The following is a 12,038-nucleotide window of genomic DNA, read 5'->3' as shown; positions in this document are numbered from 1 at the left end:
ACGCGGCGAAGGCTCAAGCAAAGAGCTTGTAGGTGATCAAAACAAAGCAGAGTGCAATCACCCAGAGCGCGATTCGCCCAGACCGCGTGTGACGCGCCTCGGCCTTGCCTATTGCCTTGGCGGTCTGCTCGTCAAAGCGAAGGCCGTTTGCCGCCATCGTATCGAGTTCGCGCGAAAGGCGATCGGCGCGCGCCACCAGATCCGGTGCCTGACGGGCAAGGTGCAGGATCGCGTGGGCGCCATCCCGCGCATCGATAAGGATGCCTTGCGGCCCGAGATTCTGTCTTATCCAGCCTCCCACAACCGGCTCCGACGCCTTCCACATGTTGAAATGCGGGTCGAGCGTGCGCGAAACGCCCTCCACCACCACCATTGTTTTCTGCAACATGACGAGTTCTGGACGAGTTTCCATGTCGAAGAGTTCCGTAACCTCGAAGAGCAAGGTCAAGAGCTTCGCCATGGAGATCGTCTCGGCCGGCTGGCCGTGGATCGGCTCGCCAATGGCGCGGATCGCCTGAGCGAAGCTCGCAACGTCATGGTGGTGCGGGACGTAGCCGGCCTCGAAATGAACTTCGGCGACGCGGGCGTAATCGCGGGTGATGAAGCCATAGAGGATTTCGGCGAGAAACCGCCGTTCCTTCTTGCCGAGCCGGCCGGTGATGCCGAAATCCACGGCGACGATATGGCCTTCGTCATCGACGAAAAGATTTCCCGGATGCATGTCGGCATGAAAGAAGCCGTCGCGCAGCGTGTGGCGCAGGAAGGACTGGATCAGCGTTTCGGCGAGGCCGATCAGATTGTGACCGGCCGCCCGCAGCCCCTCGATGTCCGACATCTTGATACCGTCGATCCATTCGAGCGTCAGCACATCCCGGCCTGTCCGCTCCCAGTCAACCTTCGGCACGCGAAAGCCAGGATCATCCTTGGTGTTCTCGCCGATCTCCGAAAGGGCGGCGGCTTCGAGACGCAGGTCCATTTCTATGCGCGTGGTCTGGGCGAGCGTGCGGGTTACCTCGATGGGCCGCAGGCGGCGCGTCGCCGGCACGTAGCGTTCCTGCCACTGCGCGACCAGGAAAAAACTCTCAAGATCGTTGTTGAAGCGCTGCCGCACGCCCGGCCGTACAACCTTGACCGCAACCTTCTCAACCGCGCCAGCAACATTGACATAAGCGGGATGAACCTGCGCAATAGATGCCGCCGCTATTGGTGCGTCAAAGCTTACATAAAGATCGTCGAGCCTCCGGCCGAGTGAACCTTCGATGGCCTTGACCGAGGCTTCCATCGGGAAGAAATCCAGCTGGTCCTGCAGCAACGCCAGATCGTCTGCAACCTCCGTGCCGACCACATCGGGACGCGTGGCCAGAAATTGCCCGAGCTTTACGTAGGATGGTCCAAGCTTGTTGATGGCCCGTGACATGCGCTCCGAGCGGCGCGCGGTCATGGCGCGCCGGCGTGCCAGAAGGCCGGCGACGCGATGGCCAAAGGCGGGAAGACCGCTGAGGCCGTCCGCGGGCAGGGCTGAAATCACGCCTTCACGCGTCATGATCCATCCGGCCCGCATCAGGCGGAATGTCGCTGCTAGCTTACTCATTCAGAATTCACAACTTCCAGCCGGAATGCAGGGCGGCCACTCCACCGGTGAAATTGCGCCAGGTAACGCGCTCAAAGCCTGCCTTGCGGATCATTTCGCCGAAATCGGCCTGGCGCGGAAACTTGCGGATCGATTCGACAAGATACTGGTAGCTGTCGGCATCGCCGGTCACCGCCTTGCCGATCTTCGGGATGGCGTTGAACGACCAGGCATCATAGACCTTGTCGAGGATCGGCAGTTCCACCTCGGAAAACTCAAGGCACATGAAGCGCCCGCCCGGCTTCAGGACACGGAAGGCCTCGGCAAGGGCACGATCAATGTGCGGAACGTTGCGGATACCGAAGGCAATCGTATAGGCATCGAAGTTCGCATCGGCAAAGGGAAGCTCTTCCGCATTGGCTTCGACAAACTCGAGATTCTCCGCGAGGCCCTTCTTCACGGCACGGTCGCGCCCGACGCCGAGCATTGAACCATTGATGTCGAGCACGGTTGCATGGGCGTTGCGGCCGGAGGCTTCCACGATCCGGAACGCGATGTCTCCGGTACCGCCGGCAACGTCAAGGACTTTCCAGTTGGCCGTGCGCGAGGGGGACAGCCAGGCAATCATCGAGTCCTTCCAGACCCGGTGCATGCCGCCCGACATGAGATCGTTCATCACGTCGTAGCGCTTGGCAACGCGGTGAAATAAATCGTTGACACGCGACTGCTTTTCGCCGTCGCTGACGTCCTGAAACCCGAATGAAGTTTCCATGCCGCCATGGGCGCCGGTGCGTTGCTGGCTCATCTCGATTACCTGATCTACTCTATTTGCGGCGAACCATAGAAGATTAGTTCGCGCAACGCTATTGTCCTCTTGCGCGATGAAGCGACGCGTTTGGGTGGCTTGATGGTTCTGAAAGCTGAGTTGCACTGCCATATAGAAGGCGCCGCGTCCGTGCCGCTGGTGCAGCGGAAGGCGGCAAAATACGGCGTCGATGTTTCCGGCTTCATACAGGACGAAAAATTCGTATGGGACGATTTCACGTCTTTCCTTCAGGCCTATGACCAGGCATCCATGCTGTTTCGCACGGAAGAAGACTATGCCGACCTCGCCGAAGATTACCTTTTAGCGCTGAGCCGGCACGATTGCATCTATTCCGAAGTGTTCATTTCCACTGATCACGCGATCAGCGCCGGTCTCGATCCGCGCGCCTACATCGAGGGCCTTGCCGAGGGCACGAGCCGCGCCAAGGCAGCAACCGGAATTGAGGGGCGCCTGATCGCGACGGGCCTGCGCCACAAGGGTCCCGAAGCCGTATTGGCGGCGGCCCGCTATATCGTGGAGAACCCGCATCCGCTGGTCACCGGCTTCGGCATGGCCGGAGACGAACGTATGCATCGCCCGGGTGATTTTGCCGCCGCGTTCAATCTCGCTCGCGATGCAGGCCTCGGCATAACTGTGCATGCGGGCGAGCTTTGCGGCTGGGAAAGCGTGGCCGCCGCGCTCGATGCCATCAAGCCCACGCGCATCGGCCATGGAGTGCGGGCCATCGAGAATCCGGACCTCGTCAAGCGCCTTGCCGCCGAGCAGATCGTCCTTGAATGCTGCCCGGGATCGAACATCGCGCTCGGCGTCTATCCTGACTTTGCCGCCCATCCCTTGCCGGCGCTGGCTCGCGCCGGCGTCCCGGTAACGCTCAATGCCGACGATCCGCCCTATTTCCATACGGATCTTACCCGCGAATATGCCATCGCGGCCAACAATTTTGGCTATGACGAGGCGGGCCTCGTCGCCGTGACCGAGACGGCCCTCAAGGCGGCATTCATCGACGAGGATACGAGGCGTTCATTGATCCAACGTCTCGCAGCGGACAAAACTGTGCGCGCTTCGGTTGAGATCTTTGCGGGACCGGCGCCGAAAGGCTAAGATCGCCGCGTAAAAGAGTGAAGGGGATTTCCATGGGCGTGACGCTCGTTTCTCATCCGCTTGTCCAGCACAAGCTAACCATCATGCGCGACAAGGATACCTCGACCGCCGGCTTCCGGCGGCTCCTGAAGGAAATTTCCCTGCTGCTCTGCTATGAAGTGACGCGCGACCTGCAATTGACCACGATCAAGATCCAGACGCCGCTGGCCGAGATGGATGCGCCGGTGATCGAGGGCAAGAAACTGGTCTTCGCCTCCATCCTGCGCGCCGGCAACGGCCTTCTCGAAGGCATGCTCGATCTCGTCCCGGCAGCGCGCGTTGCACATATCGGGCTCTACCGCGATCACGAAACGCTGCAGCCGGTCGAATATTACTTCAAAGCGCCGGAAGACATCGTTAACCGGCTTATTATTGTCGTCGATCCGATGCTCGCAACGGCAAACTCCGCCATTGCCGCGATTCAGAAGCTGAAGGACCGCGGCGCGAGCAACATCCGCTTCCTGTGCCTCCTCGCGGCCCCCGAAGGTATCGAGCGCTTCACTACGGCGCATCCCGACGTGCAGGTCTTTACTGCGGCGATCGACGATCATTTGAACGAAAAGGGCTACATCGTGCCGGGTCTCGGCGATGCCGGCGATCGCATGTACGGGACGAAATAGCCTTCCGGGGAACCTCGCCCCCTGCAAGGGTGAGCGTGAGATCACAAACTTCTGAAAGTTTGGTGCTTAACCGCCGACGCGCCGCAGGACGGGGCTTACGGTCCGCGGCTTGCGTTCCGAAAAGCTGAACGCCTGCTCGATGGCGCGAACGCCTGCTGCCGCATCGTCGTCGCTGCGTGCATGGACCAATGCAATCGGCTCGCCCGCTTCCATCCTGGCACCGATCGGCTGCAGATCAGTGATGCCTACGGCATGGTCGATGGGATCCTGGGGGCGGATGCGCCCGCCGCCGAGCGCGACCACAGCGACGCCGATGCCGCGCGTATCGATTGACGAGACGAAGCCCGGGGCCGGCGCTTTCACTTCACGGGTAATTGGCGCAATCGGCAAATAGTGGCGGGGCCGCGCCATCAAATCGGTTGGACCGCCGAGGGCAGCCACCATGCGCCCGAAGATCTCCGCCGCCTTGCCGCTGTGAAGCGCTTCGCGGGCCTTCTCCATTGCGAGCTTGTGGTTGGCAGCCAGTTTGCCCGAAACCAGCATTTCGGCGGCAAGCGCAAGCGTCACATCCTCGAGCCGGCTGTCGCGCTTGTCGCCGGTCAGGAAATCGACGGCAATCTTGACCTCCACGGCATTTCCAGCCGCCAGTGCCAACGGCTCGTTCATGTCGGTAAGCAGCGCCGTCGTCATGAGCCCGGCGCCCTGCGCCACCCCCACGATGCTTTCCGCGAGAGCAACCGCGTCGCGGGTCTTCGCCATGAAAGCGCCATTGCCAGCCTTGACGTCCAGCACAAGCGCGTTAAGCCCAGCCGACAGTTTCTTCGACAGGATCGAGGCGGTGATCAGCGGGATCGATTCCACCGTCGCGGTGACGTCGCGGATCGAATAAAAGCGCTTGTCGGCGGGCGCCAGGTTTGCCGTCTGGCCAATAATGGCGCAGCCCACGCTGTGCACCACCCTGCGAAACAAGGCATTGTCCGGCTGGCTGCGATAACCCGGGATCGCGTCCATCTTGTCGAGAGTGCCGCCCGTGTGGCCAAGCCCACGGCCGGAGATCATCGGCACATAGGCGCCGCAGGCCGCAGCGATCGGCGCCAGCATCAGCGAGACATTGTCGCCGACGCCGCCGGTCGAGTGCTTGTCGACAGCGGGCCCGGGCAAATCGGACCAGTCCAGAATATCGCCGGAATCGCGCATGGCGAGGGTCAACGCCACAGCTTCGTCGCGCTTCATGCCGTTGAAGAAAACGGCCATGGCGAATGCAGCGACCTGGCCCTCGGTGATTGAGCCCGAACTCATGGCATTGACGAAAGCGGTGATGTCCGCGGCGTCGAGTGTCTCGCCATCGCGCTTGCGGCGAATGATTTCCTGGGGCAACAGCATGGGTCAGCCAATCTCCCGGATCAGCACCCGGATAATCTTCTGCAGGCGCGCGCCACCCATCGGTGCGATGTCCTTGGTTTCCTCGTGCGAGAGTTCAGCGCCGGTCATGCCGGCACCGTAATTGGTGACGACCGAGCAGGCCGCAACGCGCAGGCCGAAGAACCGCGCGAGAATGACTTCCGGTACTGTCGACATGCCGACCGCATCGGCGCCGAGCGTGCGAGCCATGCGAATTTCGGCGGGCGTTTCGAAGGATGGGCCAGAAAACCACATATAGACGCCGGAGGTGATCTTCTCTCCCGCCTCGCTGGCGGCAAGGATGATGGCGTCCCTGAGCTTCTGGTCATAGGCTGTGGTCATGCCGACAAAGCGTTGATCAGAGGGTTCCCCGATCAGCGGATTGAGCCCCGAATAGTTGATGTGATCGTCGATCAGCATGACGCCGCCCGGCGCGATATCGTGGCGCACTGAACCTGCGGCATTGGTGAGGATCAACATCTCGATGCCGAGGTCCGCAAGCGCTGCAATTACCGGGCGCATGACCGATGCATCGCCCTTCTCGTAGTAATGCGATCGCCCAGCTAGCATAAGGACCGGCTTGCCGGACAAATAACCGGCAACGACTTCTCCGGCATGGCCGGAGACGCCGCTATGCGGGAAGCCCGGCAGGTCGGCATAGGGGATACGGACCGGATTTTCGACGGCATCGACCAACGAGCCGAGCCCCGAACCGAGCACCAGTGCCACGCGTGGCGCAAGGCCGTTGAGCTTCTTGATGAGAGCGCCGGTTGCTGGTGCGATCATGCGGCACCCACAGGGGCGAGAGCAACGTGATGGATGTTCATCATTCCTTTGCTCCTCCGAGGACTTCCGCTTCAAAGCCGAAGGGGAAAATCTCCTTCATCGTCAAAGTCTCGACAATCCCGTCATTGTCGCAAAGGTGGAGCAGCACATCGGGGCCGGCAAACTCCGCTAGCCGCTGGCGGCAGCCCCCACAGGGGGTGCATTTCGCCTTCTTCTCGGCGACGACAGCGATTTCGGTGATCGTGCCGCCGCCGCCCATGACGAAGTGCGAGAGCGCCGTCGTTTCGGCGCACCAGCCTTCCGGGTAGGAGACAACCTCGATGTTACAACCCGAATAGATGCGCCCGTCGCTGGTGCGGATCGCTGCGCCGACCGGGAACTGCGAATAAGGCGAATGCGTCTTCTGCATCGCGGCATAGGCCGCGTCGAAAAGGTCGTTGCTGTTGGTCATCATCTTTCTTTCACGTAGGCAACGCCCCCGGCCTTGGGCGGGATCGCCTTGCCGATAAAGCCGGCGAGCAGCACGATGGTCAAAATATAGGGAAGCGCCTGCATCAATTGCACGGGCACCTCGCCGATCAGGGGCATGGGATGGCCCTGCATGCGAATAGCAACGGCATCGAGAAAGCCGAAGAGCAGGCAAGCGAACATTGCCTGCACCGGACGCCATTTGGCGAAGATCAATGCCGCAAGCGCTATGTAGCCCTTGCCGGCCGTCATGTCCTTGACGAAGCCGGCGCCCTGGGCGGTGGCAAGATAGGCACCGGCAACGCCGCAAAGCACGCCGCAGCAGATGACGGCGCGATAGCGCAGCCAGGGTACAGATACGCCCGCGGTATCGACCGCCGCCGGGTTTTCGCCCACGGCACGCAGACGCAGGCCGAAGCGCGTGCGGTAGAGCACCCACCAGGTGAAGGGGACAAGCAGGAAGGCGAGATAGACCAGGATAGAATGACCAGAGATCAGTTCGTAATAGATCGGGCCGATGATCGGGACGCTTCGCATTGCCTCGGCGCCCGGAAGATTGATCGGATTGAAACGTGCCGTATTCGGCAGGGACGGCGTGCGCCCGCCCTGGCTGAACCATGCCTGTCCGAGGATGACGGTGGTTCCCGCCGCGATGAAGTTGATGGCAACGCCCGACACAATCTGGTTGCCGCGATGCGTGATCGAGGCAAAACCATGCACAAGACCGAGCGCGACGGATACGAGGACGGCAGCGAGAAGCCCCGCCCAGGCGGAGCCGTACCAGGCCGCAACCGTGCCGGCCGCAAAGGCTCCGGCGAGCATCTTGCCCTCAAGCCCGATATCGAAGATCCCTGATCGCTCGGAATAGAGACCCGCCAGGCAGGCGAGCAGCAGCGGCACCGAGAGGCGGATCGTTGAATCAAAGAGCTGCAGCAGGGTGATCAGAAAATCCATTATTGCCCGCCCCCAGCTGTGACCACCGATGCAGTCTCCCGCTTCACCCGGCCCACGCGCTGGAAAATGCGCTGCAACGACGGGCGGAACATATGCTCGAGCGCGCCGGCAAAAAGAATGACGAGACCCTGGATGATGACGATCATATCGCGCGAGATATTGGGCATGTCGAAAGCGATTTCCGCGCCGCCCTGATAGAGCATACCGAAGAGAATTGCCGCGAGCACGATGCCGACCGGATGGGAACGTCCCATCAGCGCGACGGCGATGCCAACGAAACCCGCGCCTTGCACGAAATCGAGCTGCATGCGGTGCTGGGCGCCCATGATCGGGTTCAGCGCCATCATCCCGGCGAGGGCGCCGGAAATCATCATGGTGATGATGATGATCCGCAACTCGCTGATGCCTGCATAGCGGGCAGCCTTCGGGCTGAAGCCCATGGTGCGAATTTCATAGCCGAGCTTGGTGCGCCAGATCAGCAGCCAAACCAGGAAGGCGGCCAGAAGCGCGAGCAGGAAACTGATGTTGAGAGGGGCCGAGCGCATGTCGAGGCCGATGATATTGAGCAGCCAGCCGAGGCCCGGCAATTGCCCGCCATCGCCGAAGACCCGGGTTTCCGGAGCCTGGCTGCCGAGCGGCTTCAGAACGCCGACCAGAAGGTAGACCATGATGCTGGCGGCAATGAAGTTGAACATGATCGTGGTGATGACGACATGCGAGCCGCGCTTTGCCTGCAGCCATGCCGGGATCAGAGCCCAGAGAGCGCCGACCAGTGCCGAGGCGAGGATCGCGAGCGGAAATACCAGCCACCAGGGCAGGGAATTGCCAAGTCCAAGGCCGACAATGGTCACGCCCAGGCCGCCAATATAGGCCTGACCCTCGCCGCCGATATTGAAGAGGCCGCAATGAAACGCGACCGCAACGCAGAGCCCGGTAAAGATGAAGTTGGTGGCGTAGTAGAGCGTGTAGCCGACACCGTCGCCGGAGCCGAAGGCGCCCTTTACCATCAGAACCGCCGCGTCGATCGGGCTTTCGCCGACAAGCATCACAACGAGGCCTGCCACAAGGAATGCAACGATCAGATTGATCAGCGGCAGAAGCCCGTAATCGGCCCAGGCAGGCAATTTGGCGAAGGGCTGGCTCATGGCAAGGTCTCGATGATGGCGTCAGTTATTGAAATGCGGGCATATTCGCCATCGAGAATGGCCAGTGACAGCGCATGCACGTCTTCGGCGCTCCACACTTTGCCGTTCCGATCCTTGCGGTCGATGCTTGCGACCGCATCCTCGGGGATCGTCACCTCGAACCCGAGGTTGCTGGCCATGCGCACCGTGGCATCGACAGAGTTTTCGAGAAGCACGCCGGCAATGACCAGGCTGCGGACCTGCAATTCGTCCAGCACATCCATGAGATCGGTGCCGATGAAGGCATTGTTGGTGCGTTTGTCGACGACGGGCTCGCCCAATTGCGGTTCGACCTCCGGCTTGAAGTCATTGCCGTCAGTGCCGGGCCGGTAGGGGGACTGCGGATCGGTGGAATCGTGGCGGATGTGGATGACTGGCAAACGCCGCTCGCGCCATGCGGCAAGCAAACGTGCTATCGCTGCCTCCGCACCGGGTTGGCCGCGCCGGCCCCATTTCGGATCATCGATCGCTTTTTGAACGTCGATGATGAGGAGTGCCTGGGTCGTCATTCGGCTGCTTCCTTCGCTTCGACACCCGCCATCAACAGTCCGAGCTCGCCTTCGCTGGCATCGGAATCCCTTTCGCCGACAATGCGGCCGGCGAACATCACAAGAATACGGTCCGACAGGGAACGTATCTCGTCGAGCTCAACGGAAACAAGAAGCACCGCCTTGCCGGCGTCGCGCATTTCGATGATGCGCTTGTGGATGAATTCGATGGCGCCGACATCGACGCCGCGCGTCGGCTGGCCGATAATGAGCACACCGGGATCGCGCTCCATCTCACGCGCGAGCACAATCTTCTGCTGGTTGCCGCCGGAGAAGTTCGCCGTCTTCAGGCGCGGATCGCCGGGACGGATATCGTATTTCTCGATCTTCTTGCGTGCGTCCGCCTGGATCGCCTCGATATCGAGAAACGGTCCGCGAAGATAAAGCGGGTCGTCATGGTAGCCGAGGATCGAGTTTTCATATTCCTCAAAGGCAAGAACAAGACCCATATGGTGCCGGTCTTCCGGCACATGCGCGAGGCCGCGATCGCGCAGTTCGCCAGGGTCGGCGGCGCCGGTGATGTCGATGACCTGGCCGTCGAGCAGCACGCGGCCCGAAACTGCCGTTCGAATCCCGGCGATGGTTTCGATAAGCTGCGACTGGCCGTTGCCGGCGACACCGGCAATGCCAACGATCTCGCCGGCGCGTACGGTGAAGGATGCGTCGTCCACCATGACGACGCCGCGGCTGTCGCGCACGGTAAGGTGCTCGACCGAAAGCTTGATCTCGCCCGGCTTTGCCTCGCCCTTCTTGACGCGCAGGAGCACGCGGCGGCCAACCATCAGTTCAGCGAGTTCCTCCACCGTCGTCTCGTCGGTCTTTCGCGTTGCCACGACGGAGCCCTGGCGCATGACCGACACATTATCCGTCACCGCCATGATCTCGCGCAGCTTGTGCGTGATGAGCACGATGGTTTTGCCCTGATCCTTCAATTGTTCGAGAATGCGAAAAAGGTGATCCGCCTCGGGCGGCGTCAGAACCCCAGTCGGTTCGTCGAGAACCAGAATTTCCGCGCCGCGATAGAGCGCCTTCAAAATTTCCACCCGCTGCTGCAAGCCAACGGGCAGTTCCTCGATCAGCGCGTCCGGATCGACATCGAGCTGGTATTCGCGCTCGAGCCGCTTCAGTTCCGCCCTTGCCTTGGCAATGCCGTTCTTCAGGAGGGGCGCGCCCTCGACGCCGAGCATGACATTTTCGAGGACCGTGAAGTTCTCGACCAGCATGAAGTGTTGATGCACCATGCCGATACCAAGGCCGATGGCGGCGTTCGGATCCGGTATCTTCACCGGCACGCCGTTAATGCGGATCTCGCCACTGTCAGCCTGGTAAAAACCATAGAGAATCGACATCAGTGTCGATTTGCCGGCGCCGTTCTCGCCGATAATGCCGTGGATCGTGCCCTTTTCGACAAGCATATGGATGTCGCGATTGGCGTGAACCGCACCAAAGCGCTTATCAATTCCAACAAGTTCGATTGCCGGTTCGGCCATATCCCCATCCGCTGTTTTGCAGCTTTTATCGTCTTTTCGCGTTTCGACCCTAACACGGGATTTTTTTCTTTCCAGTCAAGAAACGCAAGATTCAACAGCCATCGGGCGACGAGCCTTGCACCGGGATCGCCCACCGCCTAGAGAGTAAACCGCACGGCAATGGAGACGAGCCATGACGACGGAAGACCGGCCAGATCGTTTGACGCGCCTCGAGATTATCGTCACCGAGCAGGAGAAGACCATTGAGGAACTTTCCGGCCAGATCACCGAGCAGTGGAAGACAATCGAAGCCATGCGCCGCCAGCTCGGGGCGTTGACCGACCGCTTCCTTGTTCTCGAAGAACAGGCGACACCGGATATCCCAATTACCAAGCCGCCGCATTATTGAGGATTGACAATCAGGCCTTGGCCTTGATCGCTTCCGCCATCAACTTCACGCCGAGGGCGCCCATGACTGCGCCGGCGCCGCGGTCGATCCAGCGTTTCAAACGCATGTAGACGACGCGGGCGCGCGTACCGGAAAAGGCGAGCGCCACGATCGTGTACCATCCGGCCTCGACGCAAAAGAGCATGGGCGGAAGAGCGAGAAGCAGCCAGAGAGGCGGCGATTGCGGCATCAGAGCGGCAAAGATGCTGGCATAGACGATCGACGTCTTCGGATTGCTGAGCTGGGTGAAAAGGCCGACGAGAAATGCCCGCCGTACGGAAAGACCTCTACCCTCGCCGCTCGGACCCGGCACAGCGAGCGGTTCGGATGCGCCGCGCCAAATCTTGACGGCGAGGTAGACAAGATATGCCCCGCCAAGAAGCTTCAATACCGTGTAGAGCCATTCGAACTTCAGTAGCAGCGCAGTCAGTCCAAGGACGGCGAGCGCCGCAAAGAACGCGCCCCCGACGCCCATGCCGAGCGCCGATGCGAGCCCATGGCTTCGCGATGAGGCGACGGATATGCGCGAGACGAGGACAAAACTCGGGCCTGGGCTCATGGCGCCCATGGCGATGGCGGCGAGAATGCTGAGGAGTACGGCAAAAGCAGTCACGGCGAGCTCCC

At 61.1% G+C, this 12,038-nt stretch carries 13 protein-coding genes; 3 read left to right on the top strand and 10 right to left on the bottom strand.

Going from position 1 to position 12,038, the window contains the following annotated elements:
* Window positions 1-13: 13 nt before the first annotated feature.
* A complete protein-coding gene (ubiB, locus tag AC1DNI_RS02240; protein ID WP_091947009.1) occupies window positions 14-1,591 on the bottom strand; it encodes a 2-polyprenylphenol 6-hydroxylase in 1,578 nt (525 codons plus the stop codon).
* Window positions 1,592-1,598: 7 nt separating this feature from the next.
* On the bottom strand, window positions 1,599-2,375 hold the full coding sequence (gene ubiE, locus AC1DNI_RS02235) for a bifunctional demethylmenaquinone methyltransferase/2-methoxy-6-polyprenyl-1,4-benzoquinol methylase UbiE (RefSeq protein ID WP_477690658.1): 777 nt from the start codon (window positions 2,373-2,375) through the stop codon (window positions 1,599-1,601).
* 102 nt (window positions 2,376-2,477) lie between these two features.
* Between ubiE and AC1DNI_RS02230 the strand changes: the two genes are divergently transcribed.
* The gene (locus tag AC1DNI_RS02230) at window positions 2,478-3,497 is read left to right on the top strand and encodes an adenosine deaminase (protein ID WP_477690657.1); all 1,020 of its coding nucleotides are present in this window, start codon (window positions 2,478-2,480) and stop codon (window positions 3,495-3,497) included.
* Window positions 3,498-3,529: 32 nt separating this feature from the next.
* Window positions 3,530-4,156 (top strand): uracil phosphoribosyltransferase, encoded by a 627-nt coding sequence (gene upp / locus AC1DNI_RS02225; RefSeq protein WP_027230687.1) that lies wholly within the window; start codon window positions 3,530-3,532, stop codon window positions 4,154-4,156.
* 66 nt (window positions 4,157-4,222) lie between these two features.
* On the opposite strand, the gene deoA is transcribed toward upp, so the two are convergent.
* From deoA to AC1DNI_RS02190, 7 genes are read right to left on the bottom strand one after another with little or no spacing between them, the layout of a single operon-like run.
* Window positions 4,223-5,536 (bottom strand): thymidine phosphorylase, encoded by a 1,314-nt coding sequence (gene deoA / locus AC1DNI_RS02220; RefSeq protein WP_477691461.1) that lies wholly within the window; start codon window positions 5,534-5,536, stop codon window positions 4,223-4,225.
* A 6-nt stretch (window positions 5,537-5,542) separates the two neighbouring features.
* Window positions 5,543-6,343 carry a purine-nucleoside phosphorylase gene (locus AC1DNI_RS02215; RefSeq protein WP_477690656.1) on the bottom strand — a complete coding sequence of 267 codons (801 nt, stop codon included), beginning with the start codon at window positions 6,341-6,343 and terminating at the stop codon, window positions 5,543-5,545.
* 40 nt (window positions 6,344-6,383) lie between these two features.
* Window positions 6,384-6,794, bottom strand: coding sequence for a cytidine deaminase (locus tag AC1DNI_RS02210; protein ID WP_477691460.1), 411 nt, complete (start codon window positions 6,792-6,794; stop codon window positions 6,384-6,386).
* A complete protein-coding gene (locus tag AC1DNI_RS02205; protein ID WP_477690655.1) occupies window positions 6,794-7,765 on the bottom strand; it encodes an ABC transporter permease in 972 nt (323 codons plus the stop codon). Before AC1DNI_RS02205 ends, AC1DNI_RS02210 begins: the two co-directional genes overlap by 1 nt.
* Complete coding sequence (locus AC1DNI_RS02200) at window positions 7,765-8,910, bottom strand: ABC transporter permease (protein ID WP_091947021.1); 1,146 nt, start codon at window positions 8,908-8,910, stop codon at window positions 7,765-7,767. The genes AC1DNI_RS02205 and AC1DNI_RS02200 overlap by 1 nt, the downstream gene beginning before the upstream one ends.
* Window positions 8,907-9,458: a cysteine hydrolase family protein gene (locus AC1DNI_RS02195; RefSeq protein WP_477690654.1), complete on the bottom strand. Its 552-nt coding sequence runs from the start codon at window positions 9,456-9,458 to the stop codon at window positions 8,907-8,909. Before AC1DNI_RS02195 ends, AC1DNI_RS02200 begins: the two co-directional genes overlap by 4 nt.
* Complete coding sequence (locus tag AC1DNI_RS02190) at window positions 9,455-10,987, bottom strand: ABC transporter ATP-binding protein (protein ID WP_091947024.1); 1,533 nt, start codon at window positions 10,985-10,987, stop codon at window positions 9,455-9,457. Before AC1DNI_RS02190 ends, AC1DNI_RS02195 begins: the two co-directional genes overlap by 4 nt.
* 172 nt (window positions 10,988-11,159) lie before the next feature.
* Here AC1DNI_RS02190 and AC1DNI_RS02185 point away from each other — a divergent pair, with 172 nt between their 5' ends.
* The gene (locus tag AC1DNI_RS02185; RefSeq protein ID WP_027230695.1) at window positions 11,160-11,375 is read left to right on the top strand and encodes a SlyX family protein; all 216 of its coding nucleotides are present in this window, start codon (window positions 11,160-11,162) and stop codon (window positions 11,373-11,375) included.
* A gap of 10 nt (window positions 11,376-11,385) precedes the next feature.
* Here AC1DNI_RS02185 and AC1DNI_RS02180 read toward each other — a convergent pair whose 3' ends face one another.
* On the bottom strand, window positions 11,386-12,027 hold the full coding sequence (locus AC1DNI_RS02180) for a LysE family translocator (protein WP_477690653.1): 642 nt from the start codon (window positions 12,025-12,027) through the stop codon (window positions 11,386-11,388).
* Window positions 12,028-12,038: the final 11 nt, after the last annotated feature.

The organism is Phyllobacterium sp. 01N428 (assembly GCF_056399405.1).
This window is presented reverse-complemented; position numbering and strand designations above follow the sequence as displayed.